Below are 26136 nucleotides of genomic sequence, written 5' to 3'. Positions count from 1 at the left end.
CTGCGGGTCGCCGTACTGCTGCCCGTCGTAGTACTGGTCGCTCATCAGGCCACCACGGCCTTGCGCAGCTGCTGGAAGGCGGTGTAGTTGGCGATGGCCTCGATCCGGCCGGCCGGGGCGGCGTCCACCGCCTGGGCCAGCGAGTCGACCACCTGGAACTGCAGGTTGGCGACCTCCAGGCGGACCGCGAGGTCCAGCTTGCGCTGGCCCATCACGAAGATCGGGTGCCCGGACAGGCGCTCGTAGTCGACGTCCCACAGCCAGGAGGTGTCGGTGCCGTCGGCGTCCATCGCGTTCACCGAGAGGACCACCGGCGCGGGCGGCCCGTCGATCAGCGAGAAGGTCTCCAGCCAGCCGGCCGGGTTCTTCGCCAGCAGCAGCCGGATGTCCCGGCCGCGGTACTGCACCACGTCGTAGCGGCCCGCGACCGCGGCCACCGACTGCATCCGCTGCAGCGCGACCTGCGGGGCCACCCCGAAGACCGCCGCGACGGCGGCCGAACTAGTGGCGTTCGCCAGGTTGGCGCGGCCCGGCAGCTGGAGCTGGATCGGCCAGGCACCGCGGTGCGGGTCGATCACGTGCGTGCCCTGGAGCGCCCAGTGCGGGTTCGGCCGGCGGAAGCCGCACTCGCCGCAGAACCAGTCGTCGCCCGGACGCTGCATCACGCCGCCGCAGGACGGGCACGACCAGGCGTCCTCCTTCCACGCCTGCCCGGCGGCCACCCAGACCACCTTCTTGCAGGACGAGGCGGCCCAGGTCACCAGCGGGTCGTCCGCGTTCGCGATGATCACCGCGTCGGTGTCCTTGAGACCCTCGCGCCACTTCTCGGCCATCATCCGGGTCTCCGCCGCGCGGTCCAGCTGGTCGCGGGAGAGGTTCAGCAGCGCTATGGCCTTCGGCCGGGTGTCCCGGGCGACCATCGGCAGGTACTTCTCGTCCACCTCGATCACGCCGAAGCGGGCGCTGGTGCTGTTGGCCAGCGCGCCGGTGATGCCGGCCGGCATGTTCGCGCCCAGCGCGTTGGAGACCACCGGGCCGGCCGCCCGCAGCGCCTCGGCGATCAGCCGGGTGGTGGTGGTCTTGCCGTTGGTGGCGCTGACCAGGACCACGTCCAGGTGCTCGGTGAGGGTCGCCAGCAGGTCCGGGTCGAGCTTGAGCGCGACCTTGCCGCCGATCACCGAGCCGCTGCCTCGGCCCGCCTTCTGGGACAGCGCGGCGGCCATCTTGCCCGCCGTCACGGCGATCTTCGCGCGGGCGGGCAGCGAGGCGTCGCGCGGGGCTTCCGAATCGGTGCCTGGCATGCTCAGGGGTTCCTCCTTGCTGCGGCACCGCCCGGGCCGTTCGACGGCCCACGGGCGGCGGGGACAGGCTCAGCCTACCGACTCCCGCCCGCACACTTGAGCAGGGGCGACAACCTGCTGCGCGAGCTCAGCCCTTCGGCAGAGGAGGGGGACACCACCGGGGGCGCGGGGAACGGCGGGGCCGGGTCCGCTGACGGTGCACTGCCGCCCGGCGCAGCTGCTTCAGGTTCTGTCACGGGCGCGCAGCAGCACGGACACACCGATGGGCTCCGACCGTCAGCAGCACGGACTCGCCGTTCCCCGAGCCCCCGGCGGGGCCCTGTCTCAGTGAGAGGTCGGCCAGGGGGTGGGGAGCTTCTCGGTGGCCTCCGCGAGGTGGGCGGTGATCACCAGGGTGCCGTCCTCGACCTGGTAGTCGAGGGGGGCGGACAGCCGGCGCATGGTGGAGATCAGGCCGGTGTTGGCGGAGGTGGTGACCGCGTAGACGGTGCGCACGCCGGCCTCCAGGGCGAGGGCGGCCATCCGGCGGACCAGGTCGACGCCCAGGCCGCGGCGCTGCCAGGCGTCCTCGACCAGCAGGGCGATCTCCGCACCCTCGTCGTCCCACATCAGGTGGGCGAGGGCGACCAGCCGGCCGTCGGAGGTCTCGACGGCGAGGGTCTGGCCGTGGCGGGGGTCGAGCAGGTGGTCGAGGTAGCGGTCGGCGTCCCGGACCGGGCCGTGGTAGCGGCGGCGCAGCGACTCCGCGGAGCAGCGGGCGTGCATGGCCAGGGCGGCGGGCTTGTCGTCGGGGGTGGCGCGGCGGACGGTGAGCTCGTCGTCCAGGTGGCTGATCCGGGCGGCGACGGCCGGGACGCGCGGGCCGAGGACGGTGTCGAGCTCGACCAGGGCGCGGGCCCGGGCGAACTCGGTGGGCGTGAACGGGAGGTGGGGCCGGGAGAGTTCGAGCAGGTCGCCGCCCGGTAGGGGCAGTCGCATCAGGTGTCCTTCCAGGCCGGCCGGGGTGCCGTCACCGCGGCCGGGGTACTGCCGGATGGTGGCGCGGCCGAACAACTGGCGCAGGGCGACCGGGAGTTCGGCGGCGTCGAGGGCGGTGCGGGTGGCCAGGGCGAGGACCTGGCGCGGCACGTCCACGAGTTCGTGGGCGTCGGCGCGGTCGGTCCAGATGTCCCAGCCGCCGCCGGCGGCGACGGCCGCGGCGAGGTCGGTGCGGGGCAGCGCCTCGGGGGCGCGGACGATGAACTCGTCGACGGTGCAGTCGGGCAGCGGGTGGGCCTGCATGGAGACGATGTTGACCCGCAGCTCGGCCAGCGCCGTGCACACCCGGGCCAGGCTGCCGGGGGCGTCCGAGACGCTGGTGCGCAGCCGCCACAGGACGGTCGGCTCCTCGGCGGGGGTCACCGCCGGGCCGCCCGGCGGTGCGGCCGGGCCGGGCGGCCCGTGCGGGTGCCGGTGGGCGAGCCAGCCGCGGAACAGCGCGGTGGCGAGCATGGCCGCGGCGGACGCGACCAGCAGCACCGGCCCGTCGTGGCCGTGCACGACGACGTTGGCGACCAGGTCGGCCGCCGCGACGGCGGCGAAGACCGCCGCGAGCTCGACCGTCTCCTTGCGCCAGCGGTGCCCCCGGCTCCGCCGCCGCTCCTGCCGCTCGTCGCCGACTCCGCTGTGGGTGTACGCCATGTTGTCCATGCCTGCATGGTGGCGCTCCGCTGTTTCACGATCACGAATCCCCCGTGACCTGACGGTAAATGTCTCCGCGGGCCCCCGTCGGATCGGCGCTGATCCGCACCCGCGATCAGTTGGACGTACGGCACCGGTCCAGGAGTTCCGCTCCGGCGGACTTCACCTCGTCCAGCAGCAGCCGCAGGTCCGCCTCGGTGGTGGCGGCGTTCAGCAGGCAGGCCCGGAGCACCTCCCGGCCCCGGTAGACGGCGCCGGTGACGAACACCTCGCCGCGGCGCTGGACGGCCACCGGGAGCAGGGAGTTGAGCTGCTGGAGCCCGGCCTCGTCCAGACCGGCCGGGCGGTGCCGGAAGGCGACGATGGAGGTCTCGACGGGGGCGACGAGCTCCAGCTCCGGGTCCTGCTCGATCCACTCGCCCAGCTGCCGGGCCTGCGCGGTGCAGTGCGCGACGTCCCGGGCGACGCCGGAGCGGCCGCGGTGGGCGATGGACGCCCAGACCTTCAGCGAGCGGAACGGGCGGGTCTGCTCGGTGCCGTACTCGGAGAACCAGCCCAGGTCGCCGGCCGCGTCGTCGCGCAGGTAGGAGGGGACGAGGCTGAAGGTGCCGCGCAGCTCCTCGGCGTCGCGCACCAGCGCGCAGCCGCAGTCGACCGGCACGCCCAGCCACTTGTGCGGGTCGAGGGCGAGCGAGTCGGCCCGCTCCATGCCCGCGTAGCGGTGCGCGATCGTCTCGTCGAGGACGCCGAAGGCGCCGTACGCGCCGTCGACGTGGAACCACAGGCCCTCGCGCTCGGCCAGGTCGGCGATCGCCTCGAACGGGTCGACGGCGCCGGTGCCGACGGTGCCCGCGGAGGCGACCACCAGGAAGGGCAGCCGCCCGGCCGCCCGGTCCTCGGCGATCGCGGCGGCCAGGGCGTCCAGGACGAGGTGGCCGTCGGCGTCGGAGGCGACGGTGCGCAGGTGCTTGGAGCCGAGGCCGAGCAGCTCGGCGGCCTTGCGCACGCAGCTGTGCGCCTCGCCGGTGACGTAGCCGACCAGCGGGGGCATCCCGGCCAGGCCGTCCTCCCGGACGTCCCGGCCGGCCTTGCGGGCGGCCCGGTTCCGGGCGGCGGCCAGGCAGACGATGGTGGCCATCGAGGTGCCGGAGGTGAGGATGCCGCCGCCGGGCGGGTGCGGGAAGCCGACCAGCTCGGCGATCCAGCGGACCACGGCGCGCTCCAGGTGGACGTCGGCGTGGTCGCCGCCGGCCGAGCTGGGGTTCATCGCGCTCGCGGCCAGGGTGGCGAGCACCCCGGCCGGCTGCGGGGCGGAGTTGACCCAGCCGAAGAAGCGCGGGTTTCCGTTGCCCATCGGGTGCGGCATGATCCGCCGCTCGACGGTCTCCAGCAGCGCCGCCAGCGGGGCGCCGTCCTCGGGCAGCGGGAGGTCGAGCAGCGCGGCCCGCTCGGCCGGGTCCATCGGCTGCCACACCGGCCGGTCGGGCAGGGCGTCGAGGTAGTCGGCCACCAGGTCTGCGGTCGCCCGGGCGGCCCCGCGGAAGTCTTCGTCGTTCACACCCGGCATGGTATGCGCGGACGCCCCCGTGACCTGCCGCGGGTCCGGCGGGGCGCTCCGCACCCGATGCCCCGCCCGGCAGCCGGTGCGTCCGGGCGGATCGGGGGTACACGCCTCCGTGGTACCGGGTGGTGCCCGGCCGGCGCCGAACCGCCGGAGTCCGGCCCCCCGGTCCGACCAGGTCGCCGAGCGAGCACCAGCGAGGAGGAACGGATGGCACCGCAGCGGGACACGGAGTCGGCAAGGCACTACCTGGACGAGAGCAAGAAGATGATCGAGAAGACCACGGACCCGGGGCAGCGCGCGATCGCCCTGGGCCTGGCCGCGCTGACCCACGCGCTCCTGGAGGCCGGCCCCGGCCGCCCGGACGGCGCGGGCGCGCCCGCCGCGGTGGACCCGCCGCGCGGGGAGGTCTGAGACCCGGTCGACGCCGGGCGGCGGCCCGCCCCCGGGGCGGTCGGTCAGTCGGTGCTCCCGGTCTCCGAGCCCCACAGGCTCACGACCCCGTCGAGTTCGGCCAGCTCCGCCATCAGGCGGTACACGTCGCCGGTGCCCTCGACGGACAGGTGCACCGTGGTGCCGCCGGCGTCCGGCCCGGCCTCCTCGCCGCCGTCCTGCGGCGTCCGGTCGACCCGGACGCCGAGGATGCGGAACCCCTGCGCCGTGCAGCGTTCCAGGACGCGGCGCAGGGCCCCGCGCCCGGGCAGGTAGAGCAGGCGCAGCTCGGTCGCCTCGGGGGTGGAGATGGCCGGGATGCGGCGGGTGATCAGGGGGTAGCCGCGCACGATGAGCAGGTAGGCGCCGGTGACGGCCAGGGCCAGCACCCACAGCCCGCCGCCGCACGCCATGCCGACGGCCGCCGTCAGCCAGATCGTCGCGGCCGTGGTCAGCCCGCGGACGATGTCCCGCCGCACGAAGATCAGCCCGCCTCCGATGAAGCCGAGGCCCGAGACGATCTGCGCGGCCACCCGGGACGGGTCCAGGGAGACGTGCGACAGGCCGAGCACGTTGTTGAAGCCGTGCTGGGAGACCTCCATGAACAACGCCGCGCCGAGCCCCACCAGGGTGTGGGTGCGCAGGCCGGCGCTCTTCTGCTGGAACGCCCGCTCCAGGCCGATCAGCGTCGACAGCACCAGGGCCAGGCCGAGTTCGGTGAGCTGCCGCAGGCCCTGCCCGGTGCTCGGGTTCCACGGCAGTGACGCGCTCAGGTGCACGTGCCCCTCCATTGACGCTCCGTCCGACGGTCCGCCCGGCCCCGGGAAGGCCGAGCCCCGGCCAGCCTGGCACGGCCGGCCGGGGCGGGGCGGCGCGCCCCCGGGGTCAGTCCAGGGTGTTCGAGAGGCCGCCGGCCGAGCGGCAGTAGCCCTGGATCTGCCGGTCGGTGATCTGGGCGCACAGGCGTCCGGCGGCGCCCGCGCTGGTGTCGTTGACGGTGTAGTAGCTGACCAGGCCCTGGGTGCAGGCCTGGCGCTGCCAGGTGTCCTTGGGGGTGGCGCACTGCTGGGCGGCCCAGTCCGGGCGGTCCAGGTTGTACTTCATGATGCGCGAACCGGCGCCGCGCGAGCAGTCCTGGGCACCGCCGCTGGCCTGCGCGTTCAGGCACCACTGGAGGGCCTGGGGGAACGCCTCGGGGTGGTTGGCGTAGTCGTGCGAGGAGAGGAAGAAGGTCGGCGCGTAGAAGAAGCAGGCCGACTGGTAGAGGGCGGGCTGCTCCGGGCACGGGTAGAGCGGCTCGGCGGCGAGCTTGTCGGCGGGGAGGTTGGCCTTGGCCTTCTCGTCCTCCTCGTCGGGCGCGAACAGCTGCATGAAGACGCCCTCGGAGCAGGTGATCCGGCGGCTCTGGCTGGGGAACTTGTCGCACAGCGCGCGGGCGGCCGGGATGTCCTGCTTGGTGACGAACATGATGCCGTGGCCGACGCCGTGGATGCACGGGCCGGTGTTGGCCGGGGCGCACAGCGTCAGGATGTCGCTCTGCGGGTCCTTGGAGTTGGCGAGCATCTCCTCGACCGCGCCGTGCAGGTAGCCCGCCGCGCAGGTCTCGTGCGGGAAGGAGATCACCTTCTGGAAGTCCTGGTGGTAGCGCTGCACCGCGGCGTGCCCGAGCTCGTGCGCGATCGGGTGGCAGAACCGCACCGTGTACGGCTTGTCCTTGGAGATCTTGTCGAGGTCGGCGAGCGCGACGCCGGGGTCGGTGGCGTCCATCTCGGCCATCAGCTTGTTGCGCAGGGTGGAGCGCGTCCACACCGCCGGGTCGCCGGTGGGGGAGGGGGAGGCGGCGGAGGCGGCCGCGGCGCTGTCGGGGACGGCGCCGGGGCGCTGGCCGCCCGGGCCGGCGGCGGCGGTGGACTTCGGCGTCCAGTCGGTCACCGCGACCGACCCGAGGCCGAGCACGGCCAGCAGGACGGCGGTGACGACGGCGAACACGCGCGGTTGCATGACGGACGTTCCCCCAGTGATCGGCACGGACAGTACGCGGCCCATCCTGCGGGGTGACCGCCGGAAACCCGGCGAGGGACACCGCCGACCGGGTCGGACGCCCGCCACGATCACCCGAACACCGCCCGCCCCGTCGCCGTCCGCCCCCGCCCCGCAGCGACGGGCCACATCATAGGTGCCCGTCCGTTCCCGCCCGTCCGGCCACCGTCCTTTCCCACGCCGCGTCCGGCGGAAAGGTCGCACCGGGCCGCCACCGCTGGTGGTCCTGCCCGAATTCGGGCAGGATCTTTGGCAAATGAACCCTTCACGCCTAGGCTCCCCGATCGTGCCTGCCTCACCTCACCCTCATGAGGACCTGCTGGCCCACCTCGTCAGGACCACTGCGCTGTCCCCGGGGGAGGCCGCGCGGGTCGTCGCGGAGGTGCTGGCGTACTTCGCGGAGAGCACCGAGGAGTACGTCCGCCGCCGCCACGGCGAGCTGCAGGCCCGGGGGCTGACCAACGAACGGATCTTCGCCCGCCTCGGCGGGGAGCTGGCCGCCCGCCGGGTGGCCGCCCCGCAGCTGTCGGTGCGTCAGCTGCGGCGGATGGTCTACGGCTGAGCGGACCGCCCCCGCGCCACCCACGACTGACAGGAGCCCACGTCATGTGCGGAATCGTGGCCTACATCGGCCCCAAGGACGCCTCGCCCTTCCTGCTGGAGGGGCTGCAGCGGCTGGAGTACCGCGGGTACGACTCGGCGGGCGTCGCGGTGGTCGCCCCCGCGACCAAGTCCGCCCCGGCCCGGCTGCGGGTCTGCAAGGCCAAGGGCCGGGTCGCCGACCTGGCCGCCGCGCTGCCCGCCCGCTTCAAGGGCACCGTCGGCATCGGCCACACCCGCTGGGCCACCCACGGCGTCCCCTCCGACGCCAACGCCCACCCGCACACCGACAACGAGGGCCGGATCGCCGTCGTCCACAACGGCATCGTCGAGAACGCCGAGGAACTGCGCGCCAAGCTCGCCGCCGACGGCGCGGTGTTCCGCTCCGAGACCGACACCGAGGTGCTCGCCCACCTGATCGCCGCGCACCGCGCCGCCGGCGACGGCGGGCTGGAGGACGCGGTGCGCTCCGCGCTGGGGCTGGTCGTCGGCACCTACGGCATCGCGGTGCTGGACGCCGAGCAGCCCGACCGGATCGTGGTCGCCCGCAACGGCAGCCCGATCGTGCTCGGCATCGGCGAGAAGGAGATGTTCGCCGCCTCGGACGTCTCCGCGCTGGTCCGCTACACCCGCCAGGTCGTCCACCTGGAGGACGGCGAGCTCGCCACCGTCCGGGCCGACGGCTTCCGCACCTTCACCGAGGACGCCCGCACCGTCACCCGGCAGCCCTCGACGGTCGACTGGGAGGTCGGCTCCTACGACACCGGCGGCTACGCGCACTACCTGCTCAAGGAGATCCACGAGCAGCCCGGCGCGGTCGAGCGCACCCTGTCGGGGCGCCTGGACGAGCGCTTCGCCACCGCGCACCTGGGCGGGCTCAACCTGGACGCCCGGGAGCTGCGCGAGATCCGCCGGGTGAAGATCCTCGGCTGCGGGTCCGCCTACTACGCGGGCGAGATGGGCGCCCAGCTGATCGAGGAGCTCGCCCGCATCCCCGCCCACTCCGAGCCCGCCTCCGAGTTCCGCTACCGCAACCCCGTCATCGAGGCCGACACCCTGTACGTCGCGGTCAGCCAGTCCGGCGAGACCTACGACACGCTGGCCGCCGTGCAGGAGGTCAAGCGCAAGGGCGGCCGCGTCCTCGGCGTGGTGAACACCGTCGGCTCGGCCATCGCCCGCGAGTGCGACGGCGGCATCTACCTGCACGCCGGGCCGGAGATCTCGGTGGCCTCCACCAAGGCGTTCACCTCCACCGTGGTCGCCTTCGCGCTGCTCGCCCTGCACTTCGGCCGCATCCACGACCTCTCGCCCGCCGACGGGCGCCGGATCGTCGGCGCGCTCAAGGCGCTGCCCGACCAGATCCGCAAGGTGCTGGAGCAGCAGGAGGAGATCGCCGACCTGGCCGCCGAGTACGCCCACAGCCGGGGCATGATGTACATCGGCCGGGTCCGGGGCTACCCCGTCGCCCGGGAGGGCGCGCAGAAGCTCAAGGAGATCTCCTACGTCCACGCCGAGGCGTACCCCGCCAGCGAGTTGAAGCACGGGCCGCTCGCGCTGATCTCCCCCGAGCTGCCGACCGTCGCGCTGGTGCCCGACGACGAACTGCTCGACAAGAACCTCACCGCGCTCGGCGAGATCAAGGCCCGCGAGGGCCGGGTGCTGGCCGTCGCGCACCGCCCGGTCGAGGCCCGGCTCGCCGACCACTGCCTGGTCGTGCCGAAGAGCGAGCCGGAACTCGACCCGCTGCTGCTGAACATCCCGCTCCAACTGCTGGCCTACCACGCCGCGGTGGCCCTCGGCCGGGACGTCGACAAGCCGCGCAACCTGGCCAAGAGCGTGACGGTCGAGTAGCGGACCGGACGTGCGACGGCCGGGGCCCGCTCCCGGTGGAGCGGGCCCCGGCCGTCGTGGTGGCAGCGCGGCGCGGCGGGGGTCAGACGCGTCGGCGGGACCAGAACGGGGTCACCAGCATGATCAGCACGGCGGCGGCGCCGATCTGGAAGAAGTGCCGGATCCAGTCGATGCCGTCGGTGTCGGCGACGCCGAAGGCGCTCGCCAGGAAGTTGCCGATGATGCCGCCGACGACACCCAGCAGGATGGTCAGCCACAGCGGGATGGGCTGGCGGCCGGGAATGACCAGCTTCGCCAGCAGACCGATGATCAGACCGGCGATGATCGCCCACAGGATCGACACGGGTTCCTCCTCGTCTCGCGGATGCCGCGGCCCCGGTGGCGCCGCACCACCCGCATGCCCGGCGCACCGCGGCTGATGCCTGTGAGTTCCCTGAATGCCGTGCGAATGTTGTGCGAATGAGGTGCGGATACCGCGTGGATGTCGCGTGGATGCCGCGTGGACGCCGCGCTTCGCCCGGCCCGGCATGGAACCCCGGCCCGCGGGCAACCGCCTCGGGCGGCCGGAGGGTGGGAGGTCCGCCCCGCCGGAGCCGCCCGAACGGAGAGCCGAACATGAGCGAGCAGTCGCAGCAGGTGGACGTCTGGACCTACCGGGACGCGTCCGGCCACGAGGTGGGCGCCGACCTGGTCGGGTTCCACGTGGAGGCCGCGGACGGGCCGATCGGCAAGGTCGACCGGATGGCGGAGGACTTCGGCCCCCAGTACCTGGTGGTCGACACCGCGCCGTGGATCTTCCACCACCGGGTCCTGCTCCCGGCGGTGACGGTCCGACAGATCGACCTGGAACAGCGCACCGTCCGGGTCGACCGCACCAAGGACGAGATCAAGGCCGCCCCGCCGCTGGTGGCGGAGGCGCACCACGACGACCTCGTCCTGCGCACCGACCTGGCGGTCTACTACGCCCCGTTCTACGGCAACCGACTGCCCTGAGCGCGGCGTCACGGCGGTCCGGGGCCCGGGCGGCGGGCCCGGGACCGGCGGCCCGGACCGGCGGGCGGGTCAGGGGCTGACGGCGAGGACCAGGTAGGCGCCGAGGATCGCCAGGTGGACGCCGCCCTGCAGGGGGGTGGCCCGTTTGGGGATGACGGTCAGGGTGCCGACGGCGACGGTCAGGGCGAGCAGGATCATGTGGTTCGGGCCCAGGCCGAGTTCGAGCGGGCCGGAGAGCCAGGCGGAGGCGACGGCGACCGCCGGGATGGTCAGGCCGATCGAGGCCAGGGCCGAGCCCAGCGCCAGGTTGAGGCTGATCTGCACCCGGTTGCGGACGGCGGCCCGGACGGCCGCGATCGACTCCGGCAGCAGCACCAGCAGGGCGATCACCACGCCGACCACCGCGTTGGGCAGGTCCGCGGCGGCGACGCCGCGCTCGATGGTGGGGGAGACGCCCTTGGCCAGCCCGACCACCGAGACCAGGGCCACCGACAGCAGGGCGACGCTGACCAGCGTCTCCCTCATGGTCGACGGCTCCGAGTGGTCGTCCATCGGGTCGACCAGCTCGCCCGCCGGGGTGACGGGCAGGAAGTAGTCCCGGTGGCGGACCGTCAGGGTGGAGACGAACAGGCCGTAGATGACCAGCGAGGCGGTCGCGGCGAACACCAGCTGGGTGGTGGAGAACTGCGGGCCCGGCTCGGAGGTGGTGAAGGTCGGCAGCACCAGGCTCAGCGTCGCCAGGGTGGCGATCGCGCCGAACGCCGCGCCGGTGCCCTCCGCGTTGAACACGGCCACCCGGTACTTCAGCGCGCCCACCAGGATGGACAGGCCGAGGATCCCGTTGCAGGTGATCATCACGGCCGCGAACACGGTGTCCCGGGCCAGGCCCGCGCTCTTGTCGCCGCCGTCGGCCATCAGCGTGACGATCAGCGCCACCTCGATGATGGTGACGGCCACCGCCAGCACCAGCGAGCCGTACGGTTCGCCGACCCGGTGCGCGATCAGCTCCGCGTGGTGCACGGCAGCCACCACCGACACCGCCAGGAAGCAGGCCACCAGCGCCACCACCGGCCACGGCAGGTCGCGGTGCCAGGTCGCCAGGAGCAGCAGGAACGCCAGCACCGGGGCGACGGTCGTCCACTGCAGGTAGTGCGGTCGAGGGGAGGAAGCCATACGGCCGAGCTTGGCAGATGGCACCGGCCCGGCCCGGAAGTGACACTCGTGGCGATGGGCACGGTGCACGGCGAGGAGCTGCGGAGATGGTCGGACGGCGGGCGGTAGTGGCGGCGGCGCTCGGACTCGCGGCGGCGGCCTGCGCCGCACCGGGCCGGTCCCCGGGACGGGCGGCGGCCCCTGACGCCCCGTCTGACCCGCCGTCCCCGTCCCAGGCCCCCTCCCCGTCCCCGACCCCGACGGCCGATCCGGCCCGGCCGCCCGCGCCGCCCACCCGGGAGCAGGTGCTGGCCCGCTACGCCGGACGGGCGCCGCAGCAGTGGGGCACCGACCTGCCGGGCGTGGCGGCGACCGTCCCGGACGGGGCGCTGGCGCTGACCTTCGACGCCTGCGGCGGGCCGGGCGGGGACGGCTACGACGCCGCGCTGATCGGCACCCTGCGCCGCCTGCGGGTGCCCGCCACGCTGTTCCTGAACGCCCGCTGGGTGGACGCCAACCCGGGGCCGTTCGCCGAACTGGCCGCCGACCCGCTGTTCGAACTCGGCAACCACGGCACCGCGCACCGCCCGCTGTCGGTGACCGGCCGTTCGGCGTACGGCATCACCGGGACGGCCGATCCGGCGGCCGCGTACCGGGAGGTGGCGGACAACCGGGCGAAGCTGACCGCGCTGCTGGGCCGGGCGCCGGGCTGGTTCCGGGCGGGGACGGCGCACTACGACGAGGTCGCGGTGGCCCTGGTGGGGGAGTTGGGCGAGCGGGTCGCCGGGTTCGCGGTGAACGCGGACGGCGGGGCGACGTTCACCCCCGGGCAGGTCGCCGCGGAGGTGGCCGCCGCGCCGCCCGGATCGATCCTGATCAGCCACTTCAACCACCCGGCCGCCGGAACCGGCGAGGGCTACGCCCGGGCGCTGCCGGCGCTGGTCGACGCCGGGCAGCGCTTCGTCCGGCTGTCGGACTAGGGCCGGACGGGCGCTAGGACCGGACGTTCCCTGGGGCCGGACGGGCGCTAGGGAGCGGGCACGCAGGTGCGGTCGCCGACGGCGCCGAGCGGGCGGGTGGCGCGGCCCCGTTCCTGGACCACGTCCGGGCGGACCGTGGCGAAGCACTCCCGCTGGTCCGGGGTCTCCCAGAGGTAGGACGCCCCGCCCCGCCACGCCTGGACCAGCAGCACCCCCTGCGGGCCGGGGGCCTCGGACGTCCCGGCCGTCGTCTCGGTCAGCACCGCGCGGGTGCGGTCGGCCAGCTCGGCCGGCTCCGGGGCGGTGTGCGGGGGAACGTACAGCACGGGGCTCACGGATGTTCCGGGGTGGTGGAGCGCAGCAGGTCGTAACCCGCCTGGACGAAGCGGCCGTTCAGGGCGGGGCCGGTGTTGGCCAGCGCCGCGACCGCGACCGCGTCCCCGGGGCGGAAGCCGACGAAGGCGGTGAATCCCCGGGTGCCGCCGGAGTGGAAGTACAGGTCCCGGCCGTCGGAGCGGCGGCGGTTCCACACCAGGCAGAGTTCGTCGCCGGAGCCGGGCAGGCGCAGCCGCGGCCGCTGGACGTCGCGCAGGGCGTCGGCCAGGGCGTCGGCCACGGCGGTGGGGCGGGGGTCGAGGTGGGCCCGCAGGTAGCGCAGCAGGTCGGCCCCACCGGCCCGGACGGCGCCCGCCGCCGGCAGCGCGGGAATCCGCCAGGGGGGCACCGGTCGTCCGTGCCGGTGGCCGACGGCGCGGTCGGCGCGGTCGGCGCGGTCGGCAGGGTCGGCCCGGTCCGGGGCGCAGGTCGCGGAGCGCAGGCCCAGGGGCGACAGGACCCGGTCCCGGAGCAGGTCGCCGTAGGGCAGCCCGGCGCGTTCGGCCAGGGCGCGGCCGAGCAGCCCGACCCCGTAGTTGGAGTAGCGGTAGCGGCGGCCCGGCGCGGTGCGCACGGTGGTCCTGGCCAGGGCCGCGCGCAGCCGCCGCTCGTCGAAGGCCGCGTACGGGTTGCTGTTCCAGGCCGGGAGGGCGGTGGCGAGCAGCCCGGGCGGGAGGCGGGGCAGCCCGGAGGTGTGGGTGGCCAGGTGGAGCAGCCGGATCGGCTCGGCGCCGCGGACGGCGGGCGCGGGCCAGTCGGCGGGCAGCAGGCCCTCCACCGGTTCGTGCAGGGCGAGTTCGCCGCGGGCGGCCATCGCGGCGAGCAGCAGCGCGGTGAACGTCTTGCTGACGGAGCCGAGTTCGAAGACGGTGTCGGGGGTGCAGGCGGTGGCCGGGCCCCGTCCGGTGCGCCCGAAGCAGCGCACCTCCTCCCGGCCGCCGGCCAGCACGGCCACCGTGACGGCGGTCGCGGACGACGCCCGGGCCGCCCGCACCGCCGCATCGAGGGCGGCCCCGGCCCCGCTCACGCGGCCGCCGTCGCCCGCAGGGCCCGGGCGAGCGTGACGTCGCCGGCCACCACCGCGACGACGGCGGTGTGCTGGTGGTCCAGGAACACCCGCTCGCGGTCCCCGTCGACCGGGTCGCTGTCGCGCGGCAGCAGCCCGTCCTCGTGCTGGGCGGCGGCCAGCGCGTCCCAGCCCTGGCGCCCGGTGGCGGGTTCGCCGATGCAGGCGTCGACCACCAGCAGTTCCGCGACCAGGTCCCACTGCCCGACCTCGGCCCACACGTCGAGCCAGACCGGCAGCCAGTCCCGGACGTAGTCGCGCATCGGTCCGGGGAGGCCGTCGGGGCGGGCGCCCCAGTCGGTGAGGTGGAAGACGGTGTGGGTGACGTCGTACCCGGTCATCCAGTTCACGGCCCAGGGCTCGGGCCGGGCGCCGAGCCAGGTGCCGAGGGCGAGCGCCTCCCAGTCCGGCCGGTGGTCGAGCCCGACGACCCGGCGGGCGTTGGCGACGCCCAGGCGCCGGTTGGGGCGGATCTCCTCGGCGTGCGCGGCCCGCAGCCGGGCGAGCGAGCCGAGCAGTTCCTCCAGCGCCGGGTGCCGGTAGCCGGCCCGGGCGAAGTGGCCGTAGGTCTCCAGCGGGTCGGTCATGGTGAAGTGGTGCAGCTGGCGCTCGTACAGCAGGTCGCCCGCGCGCAGCTGCGCCCAGCAGCCGTCGAGCAGTTCGCGCGCGGCCCGGGTGTCGGCGGGGCCGCTGACGCCGTCGCGCAGGACGAGGGAGGTGGCGAGGGCGACCTCGCCGAGCGGCTTGTAGGCGTTGTCGGCGTCGGCGAAGTCGATCAGGGTGTTGTCCGGGATGCGGCCGAGGCCGTCGCGGTGCGCGGCGTGCAGCCAGGACAGCGCGCGGGAGCCGAGCCGCTGCGCGGTGGCCAGGACGTGGGTGTCGGTCATGCGGCCCGCCTCCCCGAGCCGGGGCCCGCGAGCAGGCGATGGGCGACGGCGAGGCCCAGCGCGGTGCGGGCGCTGCCGTCGCCGGCCAGCCGGATCCGGTCCAGCACGGGTTCGACCTCCAGGTGCGGCGGCAGGCCCTCGGCGCCGGTCCAGGCGAGCCAGCGGGCGAGCCTGGCCGCGGTGGTCGGGTCGCGGCGCAGCAGGGACCGGACGGTGCCGCGGGCGAGCGCCAGGGCGTGCGCGCGGGCGCCGTCGTGCACCGGCCCGTCCAGGGTGGGCAGGGCCAGCCCGGAGAGCTGGGCCATCCGCACCGACCAGGTCTGCCAGCCGAGCTCCGCGGGGCCGGGCGGGGCGGGCGGTGGTGGCGCTCCGTCACCGAGCAGGCGTCCGGCGGCCCAGTCCTGCCAGGCGAGCACCAGGGCGGCCTGCTCGGAGGGGGCGGCCGGGGGCGGGAGGGTGCGGCGGGCCTCGGCCAGCAGCGCGGCGGTGGGCCCGTCGGGCCCGGCGCCGGCCAGCAGCCGGGGCGCGAAGAGGTCGGGTCCCAGGACGCGGGCCGCGGCCAGCAGCGGACGGGGCGCGGCTGCGTCGAGGGGCGGCGGGGGCGCGGCGGTGTCGTCCCGGAGGGCGTCGAGGGTGCGGCGGGCCAGGTGTTCGACGGCGGCGGCGTACTCGTCGCGCAGCGGTGTCTCGGCGAACGGCATGGCGGGGGCTCCTCCCGGTACGGGGCCGGGCCGGTCCGCGCGGGCGGACCGGCCCGGTCGTCGGGCCTTCCCGGTCACCGGGTCGGCTTGGTCTCCTTCGGGGGCTTCGGCGAGAGCAGCAGCCCCAGCACCAGGAGCCCGGCTCCCACGGCCTCGGGCGAGTACGTGGGCGCGTCGGACACGGCGGCCTCGTCCTCCAGCATCAGGCTCGCCAAGGCGGCGGCCTCGGTCGACGTCGCCGTGCGTGACCGCGGCGCCGTTTCGGTCCGGAACTGAGTAAGCATCAGGTGTGCCTCCTCGTCTGGATTTCATCGCCCGTTCGGGTGACGCCCCCCTTTCGACGGTACGAGCACGAACGGAGCTTTGCACCCGCAGCGGGAGGGTTCAGCCGACATCGGTCAGGTCGCGGGCCCCGCGCAGCCGGGAGGAGAGCAGGACGACGGGGGAGAGCACCGTCAGCGCGCAGGCCAGGGCCAGTGCGGTGCGGGCGCCCCAGAGCGAGGCGGCGCCGCCCGCGGCCAGCGCGCCGACCGGGATGGCGCCCCAGGAGACGAACCGGACGGTGGCCATCACCCGGGGCAGCAGCGCGGCGGGCACGGTGCGCTGCCGGTGGGTGCGGGTCAGGATGCTGAGCACCACCACGGAGGCGCCGAACCCGGCGTTGCCGAGCGCGAACAGCAGCAGGCCCGCCCCGCCCGGGGCGAGCGGCATCAGCGGCGCGGCCGCCACACCGAACAGCGAGCCGCACACCAGGGTGCGGGCGGTGCCGAAGCGGGCGGCCAGCCGGGGGGTGAGCGCCGCGCCGAGCAGGCTGCCGGCGCCCTCGGCGGCCATCAGCACGCCGACCAGCCCGGCCGGGGCGTGCAGGGTGCGCACCAGGAACAGCGGGACCACGGCCATCAGCGCGCCGCAGACGAAGTTCACGCAGGTCGCCCCGGCCAGGCAGGGGCCCACCACCGGGTGCCGGGTCGCGTAGCGCCAGCCCTCGCGGATCTGCGCGCCGAAGGACGGCCGGTCGGCGGCGGGCGCGGGGCGCTCGACGGCGGCCCGGGGCAGGGTGCGCAGCAGCGCGGCCGAGCACAGGAAGCTCACCGCGTCGGTCACCAGGGCCGTCGCGGCGCTCAGCAACTGGACCAGCAGGCCGCCGATCGAGGGCCCGGCGAGCTGGTTCACCGCGTGGGTGGCGGAGGTCAGGCTGTTGCGGGCGGTGAGCTGCTCGGGCGGCACCACGGCGGGCAGGAAGGTCGAGTTGCCGACGTCGAAGACCACGCTCGCGAAGCTGACCAGCAGCGCCGCCGCCACCAGGTGCGGCAGGCCGAGCACGCCGAACGCGGCGGCCAGCGGGACGGAGGCGATGGCGGCGGCGCGCAGCAGGTCCATCGCGATCTGGGTGCCGCGCAGCGGCAGGCGCTGCACCAGGACGCCGGCGGGCAGGCCGATCACCAGCCAGGCCACGTACCCGGCGGCGGTGACCAGGCCGACCTGGAAGCCGCTCGCGTGCAGCACCGAGACGGCGGTCAGCGGCAGGGCGATCGCGGTGACGGCGTCGCCGAGCCCGCTGACGGTGGTGGCCGCCCAGTAGCGCCAGAACGCGGCGGCCGCGCCGTCGGCGGGGGCCCGCAGTGGTTGGTCGGTGCGGTCGGTGCTGGTGGTGCTCATGTGGCGTTCCCCCTGGTGGCAGGCAGTGAGTTCCCTTGGGGAACTCACTATAGGCGGTGCGGACGCGGCAGTGGCAAGGTGGTGCCATGCGCTACACCGACGTCGGCGACACCGACTGCTCCATCGCCCAGGCGCTGTCCGTGGTCGGCGACTGGTGGACCCTGCTGCTGGTGCGCGACCTCGCGGGCGGCACCCACCAGTTCGACGCCCTGCACGAGTCGCTCGGCATCAGCCGCAAGGTGCTCACCGCCCGGCTGCGCGCCCTGGTCGAGGACGGCGTGGTCGAGAAGCGCCTCTACCACGCCCACCCGCCGCGCTACGCCTACCACTTGACCGACAAGGGCTGGGGGCTGCTGCCCGTGCTGGTCGCCCTCCAGGACTGGGGCGGCCGCCACCTGCTCGGCGACGGCACGCTCACCGCCACCGCCGACCCCGACTCCGCCGAGACCCGCCGGGTGCACGCCCTGGTCGGCACCCGCGTCCCCGAACTCGCCCTGCCCGCCGCCTCCGAGAGCGCCCGCCCGCCGCTCACCGACCCGGTCGGCCGCACCCCCTGGACGGTGCTGTACTGCTTCCCCGGCGCGTACGCCCCCGGCACCCAGGGCTACCCGCCCGGCTGGGGCGACATCCCCGGCACCGTCGGCTGCACGCTCGAATCCTGCACCTACCGGGACCGGTCGGACGCCTTCACCGAGCGCGGTGCCACCGTGCACGGCGTCTCCACCCAGCGCCCCGACCAGCAGGCCGCGTTCGCCGCCCACCAGTCCATCCCGTTCCCGCTGCTCTCGGACGCCGCGCTGCGGCTGACCGGCGCGCTGCGGCTGCCCACCTTCCGGGCCGGCGGCGCCGAGCGGCTCAAGCGGCTCACCCTGGTGGTGGACGGCGCCCGCACCGTGCGCGCGGTGCTCTACCCGGTGCCCGACCCGGGCGGCTCGGTGGCCGAAGTCCTGGCGCTCATCGACGAGTTGACGTCCGCCCAGCGGTAGAGCAGCACCGAGGCGAGCGCGGCCAGCGCGCACCAGGTGGAGACGAACGCCAGCCGCCACAGCAGGCCGCACAGCAGCGCGCCCAGCCCGGTGATCCACCCCAGCAGCCGCAGCCGGCGGTCGCCCGAGCACAGCAGCGCGCCCAGCACCGCCGCCAGGTACCCGGCCAGCAGCAGCCCGGGCGCCGGGACGCCGACCGCGTAGCCCAGGGTGTGGCCGTGCACGTGCGCCGCCACCGGGCGCCGGGCCACCGCGAGCGCCAGCGGGACGGCGACGGCCGCGCCCAGCAGGGTGAACCACCCGGCGGCGCGGCGGCGGGTCGCGCACCACACCGCCGCCGGGACGTACAGCGGCAGCAGCGGCAGCGCGACCACCGCCCACACCGTCCGGGCCCAGGCCCAGCCCGCCCACACGCCCGCCTCCACCAGCTGGTGCGCGCCCAGCAGCAGCGGCAGCGCGGCCAGCGGCAGCCGCCGCGACACCCGGCGCGCAGCACCGCGCCGACGCCCACCGCCGCCACGGCGGCCCCGGCGGCCAGGTCGGCCTCGGCACTCCAGCACATCCGGCAAGCGTACGAGCCGACGGCCCGTCAGTACGACTGGAACTCGATCAGCCGGCCCTCCGGGTCGCGCAGGTGGGCGGTGCGCACCGTGGCGCCCCACTCCGGCCGGTCGGCGGGCGGCAGCACCGCCGTCCCGCCGCTGCGCAGGGCCAGCGCGTACGCGGCGTCCACGTCCGCGACCCGGCAGACGAACATGTCGCCCCGGGGCGCGGGCGGCTCCTCGCCCAGGGCGCCGGCCATCGCGGCGCGGTCGAACAGCACCAGCACGGCCTGCTCGCCGACGTCCCAGTGCGCGTACGGGCCCCACTCGGCGCCCTGGACGCGGTGGGCGCCGAGCAGCGGCGGCAGGACGGCGTCGTAGAAGGCGAAGCAGGCGGGGAAGTCGGCGACCAGCAGGCGGGGGTGCAGCGCGTCCACGGGGTACCTCCGAAATAGTGGGTATGGACCCACTATAGGGGTGAACCTATGATTGACTCCATGACCGATCCCGCCGAACCCCCGCCCTCGCTCAGCGAACTGACGATCTACCTGCTCTCCCGCACCGGCAAGGACGCCCGCACTTGCCTCGCCGAACGCCTGGCCGCCGACGGGCTGCGCCTGTACCACCACGCGGCCCTCGCCGCCCTCGCCGACCTCGGCCCGCACACCCAGCGCGAACTCGCCACCCGCCTGCGGCTGGACCCCAGCGACCTGGCCAAGGCCGCCGACCTGCTCGCCGCCCGTGGCTGGATCGACCGCACCCGCGACCCGGACGACCGCCGCCGCCTCACCCTCACCCTCACCGGCGCCGGCCGCACCCGCCTCGCCGAACTCCAGGCCGAGGCCCGCGCCGTCCAGGACGCGGTCCTCGCCCCGCTCACCCCCGCCGAGCGCGCCACCCTGCACGAGCTGCTGCTGCGCCTGCGCGCCGGGGGCGGGCGGGGGTAGCGCGCGCCGTCGGGCGCCCTCCGTCAGGCGCCCGCCGCCGGGGAGCCGTCCGCCGGGGAGCCGTCCGCCGGGGGGTGGCCGGCCAGCTGCCGCAGGCCGGCCAGGGTCAGGTCGAGGGCGGCGAGGAACTGCTCCTTGTCGTCGTGGTCCTCGAACACGTCGACGATCTCGTGCAGGAAGGGGTACGCGGCGTCATCGAGCGAGCGCCAGGTCTCGGCGTAGCGGTTGAAGAACTCGTCGCGGTTCATCATGCCGTCGGCCACCTCGTCCGGCGGCTCCTGCCCGAGGTCGGCGGCGTTGCTGACCACCGTTCCGACGACGGCCGAGACGGCGTGGAAGCGCTGCAGGGGGGTGAGGTCCAGCCGGAGGGTGGGGCGCCCCAGCTCCTCGTAGAGCTGCAGCGAGTTGCCCGGGGCGTCGATGTGGCGCATGAAGCGCGAGCCCAGCCACGGGCGGTCCACGATCGCGTCGAACAGCATCACGGCCATCGTCCGCAGGTCCTCGATCGGGTCGCCGGTGCCGGTGAGCTTCGCGGTCTCGGCCAGTACCCCGCCGAGCACGTGGTCGACGGCGCGGTCCAGCAGGTCGTCCCGGCCCGACACGTACCAGTAGACGCTGCCGACGCCGGTGCCGAGCCGACTCGCCAGGCCCCGGATGGTCAGGGCGGGCTCACCCGCCTCGTCCAGCAGTTCCACCGCGGCGCCGAGGACGGCCTCGATGGAGTGCGAGGCGCGCCGGCGTTCCCGGGACGTGCGGTCGGCGGGGCGCTGGCGCGGAGGTGTCATGCCCTTCATCCAACCACATTTGCCAGATTATCGAACGTGGTTCTAGTATCGAACCGAGTTCGATAATGTGACACCCGTCCCGAGAGGAGGCCGCTATGACCGGCACCGAGACCACCACTCCCGCCGCCGCTGCCGCGGCGCCGCGCACCTATCCGTCGCTGCGTGCGGCGTGGATCCCGATGGCCGCGCTCTGCCTGGCCTTCTTCGTCGAGATGGTCGACAACACGCTGCTGTCCATCGCCCTGCCCACCATCGGCCGCGACCTGGGCAGCGGCACCACCGCACTGCAGTGGGTCACCGGCGCCTACTCGCTGACCTTCGGCGGCCTGCTGCTGACCGCCGGCTCGATGGCCGACCGCCTCGGCCGCCGCCGCGTCCTGCTCACCGGCCTGGCCGCATTCGGCCTGCTCAGCCTCGCCGTCGCCCTGGTCACCGGCACCGGACAGCTCATCGCCCTGCGCGCCGGCCTCGGCATCGCCGCCGCCGCCATGGCCCCCATCACCAACTCCCTCGTCTTCCGCCTCTTCGACGACGCCGCCCTGCGCATGCGCGCCATGACCGTCATGATCGTCGTCGGCATGTCCGGCTTCGTCCTGGGCCCGCTACTCGGCGGCACCGCCCTCGCCCACGTCGCATGGCAGTGGCTGCTGCTCGTCAACGCCCCCATCGCCCTGATCGCCGCCATCGGCGTACGCCTGGGCGTCCCCGCCGACCGCCCCGAAGACCTCACCCGCGACCGCCTCGACCTGCCCGGCGCCGCCCTCAGCGTCGCCGCCATCGGCCTGGCCTGCTACAGCCTCACCAGCGGCGTCGACCACGGCTGGACCTCCCCCGCCACCCTCGCCTCCGTCCTGGGCGCCCTCACCGCCGCCCTCGCCTTCATCCGGCACGAGCGCCGCACCAGCGCCCCCATGCTCGACCTGAAACTCTTCACCAACGGCACCGTCCGCGGCGCCGCCATCGCCCAGATGGGCACCGCCATCGCCATGGCCGCCGTCATGTTCGGCCTGATCCTGCACTTCCAGTACGCCTACGGCTGGAGCCCCGTCAAAGCCGGCCTCGCCAACCTCCCCATCATCGTCACCATGCTCGCCGCCACCCCGCTGTCCGAATGGCTCGCCAAGCGCCACGGCCACCGCATCGCCTGCCTGGTCGGCGCCGCCTGCCTGGCCACCGCCCTGGCCGGCCTCGCCTGGGGCGTCTACCACGGCTACCCCGCCATCGCCGCCTCCATGGTCGTGATGACCATCGGCCTGCGCACCGTCATGACCATCTGCGCCATCGCCCTGGTCGAGAAGATGCCCGACAACCGCACCTCCATCGGCACCGCCCTCAACGACACCGCCCAGGAAATCGGCAGCAGCATCGGCACCGCCGTCGTCGGCACCCTCATCGCCGCCCTCGTCACCACCCAACTGCCCGCCGGCACCTGGGACCACACCCTCACCACCTCCTTCTTCCACGGCGAACGCATCACCTACACCATCCTCGCCGCCGCCGTCGGCCTCATCACCGCACTCGGCGCACTCACCCTCACCGACTCCCACACCACCGAAGAACACCCCGCCTAACCACCCCCCGCGGGCCCCGGGCCCGGGTCGGCAGCCGTCGCGGTTGCCGACCCGGGCCCTCGCGGCGACGGTGGGGGAGAGCCCTGCCGCCCCAGCCCGAGGGAGCACCCCCATGAGCGAGGCCCTGACCGGTCCGACCCCCGACCTCCGCCGGATCGGCATCGCCCCCGACCACTGGTACCCGGTGGCGACCTCCCGCCAGGTGCGGCGGGGCCGCACCTTCGCCGCCGTCTTCGCCGGTCAGCGGATCGCCCTGTACCGGGGCGGCAGCGGCACCGTCCACGCGCTGGAGGACCGCTGCGCGCACCGCCAGGTGCCGCTGAGCATGGGCGTGGTCGAGGGCGACGTCCTGCGCTGCTGCTACCACGCCTGGGCGTACCGGGGCGACGGCCGCATCTCGCAGATCCCCTACCTGCCCAAGGGCTGCGAACGGCCGCCGCGCGGCGTCCGCTCCTACCCCGTCCGCGAGCGGTACGGCCTGGTGTTCGTCTTCCCCGGCGACCCGGCGCTGGCCGAGGCGGCCCCGTTCCCGCACCTGCCTGAGTACCACGCGCCCACGCACCGGACGATGACCTTCTCCCGCACCGTGCGGTGCCACTACTCGTTCATGCACGAGAACCTGCTCGACATGAACCACCAGTTCCTGCACCGCAGCGTCCTCGGGATGATCCGGCCCGAGCTGCTCGGGTACGACAGCGGCCCGCGGCACGTCGAGGCCCGGTACCGGTTCGTCCCCGCCGGGGGCCGGAAGGACCGCGGCGCGGGACTACTCTCGGCGGAGGGCATCGGCGGCCGGAACTCCGCCGACGTCATCACCATCCGCACCGAGTACCCCTACCAGACCCTGCACGACGTCCCCGAGAGCACCGGCCTCCCGGCGTTCTCGCTCTGGGCCGCCTACGTCCCGGAGGACGCCGAGCAGCGGGTCAACCACGCCTACGGCCTGCTGATGATCGCGAAACCGGCGTTCCCCGGGGCGCTGCACCTCGCCTGGCCGCTGATCCGCCGCTTCACCGAACGCGTCTTCGCCCAGGACCGGACGGCCGTCGAGGCGGAGCAGCGGGCCTGGGACGAACAGGGCGGGGACCGCAACCACGAGGTGTTCCCGCTCATCCTCGACGTCCGCGAGGTGCTGCGCCGCAACGGCGTCCCGCTGGAGCCGGCGGCGGCCCGCCAGGAACGGGAGAAGGCGGCGGAACCGCTGAGTTGATCACTCGTCAGGGCGCGCTCTTGTAGGGTGCGTTCGAATCATCGATCTGACGTGGGGACGGAGCAGGCGGATGCGGATCGGAATCATCGGCACCGGAACGGTCGGGCAGACCCTGGGCGGCAAGCTGGTCGCCCTGGGCCACGAGGTCACCCTCGGCTCGCGCAGCAAGGGCAACGCCGCGGCGGAGGACTGGGCGGAGCGCTCCGGCCCCCTCGCCCACCCGGGGACGTTCGCGGAGGCCGCCGCCTTCGGCGACCTCGTCATCAACGCCACCGGCGGCACCGTCGCGCTCGCCGCGGTCGAACTCGCCGGGGCGGAGAACCTGGCCGGCAAGATCCTGCTGGACGTGTCCAACCCGCTGGTGTTCTCCCCGACCGGCGAGGTCACCCTCGACCCGGTCAACGACGACAGCGTCGGCGAGCGCCTCCAGCGCGCCCTGCCCGACACCAAGGTCGTCAAGGCGCTCAACACCGTCAACTGCGAGGTCATGGTCGACCCCGGCCGCATCCCCGGGCCGCACCAGCTGTTCGTGGCCGGCGAGGACGCCGACGCCAAGGCCCGGGTCACCGCCCTGCTCGGCGAGTTCGGCTGGCCCGCCGAGGACGTCCTCGACCTCGGCGGCATCGACGCCGCCCGCGCCCTGGAGATGCTGATGCCGTTCTGGCTGCGCCTGATGCGCCACTACGGCCACGCCGACTTCAACTACGCCATCCGCACCGCGCGCTGAACCCCGTCCGGCAGCGGGGCGGGCCCGATCGAGAGGCAAGCACCATGAGCGACACCACCGAGCAGGCCCCGCCCCCCTACCAGGCGCTCGACGAGGACTGGGAGACCGCGCTCGCCGTGGTCGCCCACCCCGACGACATGGAGTACGGCGCGGCCGCCGCCGTCGCCCGCTGGACCGGCCAGGGCAAGCGGATCAGCTACCTGATGGTCACCAGCGGCGAGGCCGGCATCGACGGCATGGACCCGGAGCAGTGCCGCCCCGTGCGCGAGCGCGAACAGGTCGAGTCGGCCCGGATCGTCGGCGTCGACACCGTCGAGTTCCTCGCGTACCCCGACGGCGTCGTCGAGTACGGGCTGCCGCTGCGCCGCGACCTGGCCCGGGCGATCCGCCGGCACCGCCCCGACATCGTGATCACCACCAACTTCCGGGACACCTACGGCGGCGTCTTCCCCAACCAGGCCGACCACATCGCCGTCGGCCGGGCCACCCTGGACGCGGTGCGCGACGCGGGCAACCGCTGGGTCTTCCGCGAGCTCACCGCCGAGGGCCACCAGCCGTGGAACGGCGTCCGCCAGCTCTGGGCGGCCGGCTCCCCGGACGGGCTGCACGCCGTCGACACCACCGACACCTTCGCCGCGGGCGTCGCCTCGCTGGAGGCCCACCGCGCCTACCTGGACGGCCTCGGCGGGGAGATGGCCGACGCCGCCGAGTTCCTGGAGGGCATGGGCCGGGCCGCGGGTTCCCGCCTCGGCACCCGTTACGCCGCCGCCTTCGAGGTGCTCAACCTTCGCTGAGCGGCTGGGGGGTGGGTCGGTGACGGGTCATGCGTGGCGGGGCACGGATGACCCGTCACGGATGACAGGTCATGAATGACGTGTCATGCGTGGCAGGACATGGATGACGGGTCATAGGTGACGGGTCACGTGTGGCAGGACATGGATGACGAGTCATGGGTGACGGGCCATGCGTGATGGGTCACGGATGACGAGTCACGGATGGCGGGTCATGGACGACGTGTCATGCGTGGCAGAGCACGGATGACGAGTCATGGGTGACGGGTCATGAGTGACAGGTCACGGATGGTCGGTGGGCACATCGTCGTCCTGGCCGTTCTGGTGCGGGATCCGGCCGGTGGCCGCGTCCCGGGGCGGGCGACGGCGGCGGCGCAGCCAGGTGCGGACGGCCAGCAGCAGGACCAGCGCGGCCAGCACCGCGAACAGCAGCACCTGGTAGCGCACGGCCTGCCGGTACAGGGTGTCGATGTTGCTGCCCGCGAAGTAGCCGACCGCCGTCCACACGCCCGCCCACAGTGCCGCGCCCACCGCGTTGGCGGCCATGAAGCGGCGCCAGGGCATCTCGGTGGTGCCCGCGATCAGGCCGTTGGTCTGGCGCAGGCCGTCGACGAACCTGGCGCCGGTGACCACCAGGGCGCCGCGGCGGCGGAAGAACGCCTCGGCGCGCTCCATCCGTTCCGGGGTGAGGCGCACGTACCGGCCCCAGCGGTGCACGAACGCCAGGCCGCCGGTGCGGCCCAGCACGTACGCCAGCGCGTCGCCCGCCACCGCCGCCAGTACGGCGACCAGCAGCAGCACCGGCAGCGAGAGCTGCCCCGCGCCCGCGTACACCGCGGCCAGCACCAGGATGGTCTGGCCCGGCACCGGGAGCACGCAGTTGTCGAGGAACACCAGTACCCCGACCGCCAGGTACCCGTAGTCGTCGAGCAGCGGGGCGAGGTGGGCCAGCGGGCCGGGCAGTGGCGGCGACAAGGTCGGGCACTCCTCCTACCGGGCCCGGTGGGGCCCTGGGTCAGCGCTGCTCCTCGCCGGGGCGATGCTCGACGATGCAGTCGGGGCCGGGGTAGACGAGGCCGGCGTGGCCGTCCTCGAAGCGGACCAGGTACGGCGGTTCGCCGTCGGTGCCGCGCACCTCGACGATCTCACCCCTGCGGTCGGTCATGCCGACCGACCTGCTGTACATGTGGACGTGGTCTCCCACCATGGCTTGCATCGGGCACTCCCGCGGGTGGAGGAACGGACTTGTGAGCTTCCCCCTCCACTGTGCGGCGGGCACCCGGACGGCGCAAAGGCGGC

29 protein-coding genes are annotated in these 26136 nt (G+C 74.6%); 11 read left to right on the top strand and 18 right to left on the bottom strand.

Annotation, left to right across the window (positions count from 1 at the left end; translation table 11 throughout):
- Positions 1-44: 44 nt before the first annotated feature.
- From HUT16_RS03430 to HUT16_RS03420, 3 genes are all read right to left on the bottom strand, one after another.
- Positions 45-1301, bottom strand: coding sequence for a MurT ligase domain-containing protein (locus HUT16_RS03430; protein ID WP_176185341.1), 1257 nt, complete (start codon positions 1299-1301; stop codon positions 45-47).
- A 324-nt stretch (positions 1302-1625) separates the two neighbouring features.
- On the bottom strand, positions 1626-2990 hold the full coding sequence (locus tag HUT16_RS03425) for a GNAT family N-acetyltransferase (protein WP_176185339.1): 1365 nt from the start codon (positions 2988-2990) through the stop codon (positions 1626-1628).
- Positions 2991-3096: 106 nt separating this feature from the next.
- Entirely contained in the window at positions 3097-4548 is a 1452-nt protein-coding gene (locus tag HUT16_RS03420) for a pyridoxal-dependent decarboxylase (RefSeq protein ID WP_176185337.1), read from the bottom strand.
- 204 nt (positions 4549-4752) lie between these two features.
- Between HUT16_RS03420 and HUT16_RS03415 the strand changes: the two genes are divergently transcribed.
- Positions 4753-4956 (top strand): hypothetical protein, encoded by a 204-nt coding sequence (locus HUT16_RS03415; protein WP_176185335.1) that lies wholly within the window; start codon positions 4753-4755, stop codon positions 4954-4956.
- Between the two features lie 44 nt (positions 4957-5000).
- On the opposite strand, the gene HUT16_RS03410 is transcribed toward HUT16_RS03415, so the two are convergent.
- Together HUT16_RS03410 and HUT16_RS03405 are read right to left on the bottom strand one after the other, a co-directional pair.
- A complete protein-coding gene (locus tag HUT16_RS03410; RefSeq protein WP_176185333.1) occupies positions 5001-5765 on the bottom strand; it encodes an MgtC/SapB family protein in 765 nt (254 codons plus the stop codon).
- 94 nt (positions 5766-5859) lie between these two features.
- Positions 5860-6975: a hypothetical protein gene (locus HUT16_RS03405; RefSeq protein ID WP_176185331.1), complete on the bottom strand. Its 1116-nt coding sequence runs from the start codon at positions 6973-6975 to the stop codon at positions 5860-5862.
- A gap of 325 nt (positions 6976-7300) precedes the next feature.
- Here HUT16_RS03405 and HUT16_RS03400 point away from each other — a divergent pair, with 325 nt between their 5' ends.
- Positions 7301-7576 (top strand): hypothetical protein, encoded by a 276-nt coding sequence (locus HUT16_RS03400; RefSeq protein ID WP_254897614.1) that lies wholly within the window; start codon positions 7301-7303, stop codon positions 7574-7576.
- Between the two features lie 44 nt (positions 7577-7620).
- On the top strand, positions 7621-9465 hold the full coding sequence (gene glmS, locus HUT16_RS03395) for a glutamine--fructose-6-phosphate transaminase (isomerizing) (RefSeq protein WP_176185327.1): 1845 nt from the start codon (positions 7621-7623) through the stop codon (positions 9463-9465).
- 82 nt (positions 9466-9547) lie between these two features.
- Here glmS and HUT16_RS03390 read toward each other — a convergent pair whose 3' ends face one another.
- Positions 9548-9808: a GlsB/YeaQ/YmgE family stress response membrane protein gene (locus HUT16_RS03390; protein WP_176185325.1), complete on the bottom strand. Its 261-nt coding sequence runs from the start codon at positions 9806-9808 to the stop codon at positions 9548-9550.
- A 272-nt stretch (positions 9809-10080) separates the two neighbouring features.
- On the opposite strand from HUT16_RS03390, the gene HUT16_RS03385 reads away from it, so the two are divergent.
- Complete coding sequence (locus tag HUT16_RS03385; RefSeq protein WP_176185323.1) at positions 10081-10458, top strand: PRC-barrel domain-containing protein; 378 nt, start codon at positions 10081-10083, stop codon at positions 10456-10458.
- A gap of 69 nt (positions 10459-10527) precedes the next feature.
- Here HUT16_RS03385 and HUT16_RS03380 read toward each other — a convergent pair whose 3' ends face one another.
- The gene (locus tag HUT16_RS03380) at positions 10528-11631 is read right to left on the bottom strand and encodes a calcium:proton antiporter (protein WP_176185321.1); all 1104 of its coding nucleotides are present in this window, start codon (positions 11629-11631) and stop codon (positions 10528-10530) included.
- A gap of 86 nt (positions 11632-11717) precedes the next feature.
- Here HUT16_RS03380 and HUT16_RS03375 point away from each other — a divergent pair, with 86 nt between their 5' ends.
- Positions 11718-12590: a polysaccharide deacetylase family protein gene (locus HUT16_RS03375; RefSeq protein WP_176185319.1), complete on the top strand. Its 873-nt coding sequence runs from the start codon at positions 11718-11720 to the stop codon at positions 12588-12590.
- A 47-nt stretch (positions 12591-12637) separates the two neighbouring features.
- Here the strand turns inward: HUT16_RS03375 and HUT16_RS03370 are convergent, their stop codons facing one another.
- From HUT16_RS03370 to HUT16_RS03345, 6 genes are all read right to left on the bottom strand, one after another.
- Positions 12638-12925, bottom strand: a complete 288-nt coding sequence (locus HUT16_RS03370) for a hypothetical protein (RefSeq protein ID WP_176185317.1) — start codon at positions 12923-12925, stop codon at positions 12638-12640.
- Positions 12922-13992, bottom strand: a complete 1071-nt coding sequence (locus tag HUT16_RS03365) for a serine hydrolase (protein WP_176185315.1) — start codon at positions 13990-13992, stop codon at positions 12922-12924. Before HUT16_RS03365 ends, HUT16_RS03370 begins: the two co-directional genes overlap by 4 nt.
- Entirely contained in the window at positions 13989-14918 is a 930-nt protein-coding gene (locus HUT16_RS03360; protein ID WP_176185313.1) for a hypothetical protein, read from the bottom strand. The genes HUT16_RS03365 and HUT16_RS03360 overlap by 4 nt, the downstream gene beginning before the upstream one ends.
- A complete protein-coding gene (locus HUT16_RS03355; RefSeq protein ID WP_176185311.1) occupies positions 14915-15619 on the bottom strand; it encodes a hypothetical protein in 705 nt (234 codons plus the stop codon). The genes HUT16_RS03360 and HUT16_RS03355 overlap by 4 nt, the downstream gene beginning before the upstream one ends.
- Before the next feature lie 74 nt (positions 15620-15693).
- Entirely contained in the window at positions 15694-15834 is a 141-nt protein-coding gene (locus tag HUT16_RS03350) for a hypothetical protein (RefSeq protein WP_254897613.1), read from the bottom strand.
- A gap of 169 nt (positions 15835-16003) precedes the next feature.
- On the bottom strand, positions 16004-17278 hold the full coding sequence (locus HUT16_RS03345; RefSeq protein ID WP_176185307.1) for an MFS transporter: 1275 nt from the start codon (positions 17276-17278) through the stop codon (positions 16004-16006).
- A gap of 86 nt (positions 17279-17364) precedes the next feature.
- Between HUT16_RS03345 and HUT16_RS03340 the strand changes: the two genes are divergently transcribed.
- Positions 17365-18264: a winged helix-turn-helix transcriptional regulator gene (locus HUT16_RS03340; RefSeq protein ID WP_176185305.1), complete on the top strand. Its 900-nt coding sequence runs from the start codon at positions 17365-17367 to the stop codon at positions 18262-18264.
- Here HUT16_RS03340 and HUT16_RS03335 read toward each other — a convergent pair.
- Positions 18186-18746 carry a DUF6629 family protein gene (locus HUT16_RS03335; RefSeq protein ID WP_368662669.1) on the bottom strand — a complete coding sequence of 187 codons (561 nt, stop codon included), beginning with the start codon at positions 18744-18746 and terminating at the stop codon, positions 18186-18188. The two genes, HUT16_RS03340 and HUT16_RS03335, sit on opposite strands and share 79 nt — an antisense overlap.
- Positions 18747-18853: 107 nt before the next feature.
- On the bottom strand, positions 18854-19243 hold the full coding sequence (locus HUT16_RS03330) for a VOC family protein (protein ID WP_176185303.1): 390 nt from the start codon (positions 19241-19243) through the stop codon (positions 18854-18856).
- Positions 19244-19303: 60 nt separating this feature from the next.
- Between HUT16_RS03330 and HUT16_RS03325 the strand changes: the two genes are divergently transcribed.
- A complete protein-coding gene (locus tag HUT16_RS03325; protein ID WP_176185301.1) occupies positions 19304-19753 on the top strand; it encodes a MarR family winged helix-turn-helix transcriptional regulator in 450 nt (149 codons plus the stop codon).
- Positions 19754-19776: 23 nt separating this feature from the next.
- On the opposite strand, the gene HUT16_RS03320 is transcribed toward HUT16_RS03325, so the two are convergent.
- The gene (locus tag HUT16_RS03320) at positions 19777-20472 is read right to left on the bottom strand and encodes a TetR/AcrR family transcriptional regulator (protein ID WP_254898234.1); all 696 of its coding nucleotides are present in this window, start codon (positions 20470-20472) and stop codon (positions 19777-19779) included.
- Between the two features lie 161 nt (positions 20473-20633).
- On the opposite strand from HUT16_RS03320, the gene HUT16_RS03315 reads away from it, so the two are divergent.
- The 4 genes from HUT16_RS03315 to HUT16_RS03300 all read left to right on the top strand — a co-directional run bounded on the left by HUT16_RS03315 (position 20634) and on the right by HUT16_RS03300 (position 24840).
- Positions 20634-22109: an MFS transporter gene (locus tag HUT16_RS03315; protein WP_176185297.1), complete on the top strand. Its 1476-nt coding sequence runs from the start codon at positions 20634-20636 to the stop codon at positions 22107-22109.
- Between the two features lie 112 nt (positions 22110-22221).
- Positions 22222-23319: an aromatic ring-hydroxylating dioxygenase subunit alpha gene (locus HUT16_RS03310; RefSeq protein ID WP_176185295.1), complete on the top strand. Its 1098-nt coding sequence runs from the start codon at positions 22222-22224 to the stop codon at positions 23317-23319.
- A gap of 70 nt (positions 23320-23389) precedes the next feature.
- Entirely contained in the window at positions 23390-24046 is a 657-nt protein-coding gene (locus HUT16_RS03305) for an NADPH-dependent F420 reductase (RefSeq protein WP_176185293.1), read from the top strand.
- Between the two features lie 44 nt (positions 24047-24090).
- Complete coding sequence (locus HUT16_RS03300; RefSeq protein ID WP_176185291.1) at positions 24091-24840, top strand: PIG-L deacetylase family protein; 750 nt, start codon at positions 24091-24093, stop codon at positions 24838-24840.
- A 279-nt stretch (positions 24841-25119) separates the two neighbouring features.
- Here the strand turns inward: HUT16_RS03300 and HUT16_RS03295 are convergent, their stop codons facing one another.
- On the bottom strand, positions 25120-25812 hold the full coding sequence (locus HUT16_RS03295) for a DedA family protein (protein ID WP_176185289.1): 693 nt from the start codon (positions 25810-25812) through the stop codon (positions 25120-25122).
- Between the two features lie 40 nt (positions 25813-25852).
- Positions 25853-26053 carry a DUF1918 domain-containing protein gene (locus tag HUT16_RS03290; RefSeq protein ID WP_176185287.1) on the bottom strand — a complete coding sequence of 67 codons (201 nt, stop codon included), beginning with the start codon at positions 26051-26053 and terminating at the stop codon, positions 25853-25855.
- Positions 26054-26136: the final 83 nt, after the last annotated feature.

It is taken from the genome of Kitasatospora sp. NA04385 (assembly GCF_013364235.1).
GTDB lineage: Bacteria > Actinomycetota > Actinomycetes > Streptomycetales > Streptomycetaceae > Kitasatospora.
Note: the sequence above shows the minus strand (reverse complement) of the source record. Positions and strands in the feature narration are given on the sequence as shown.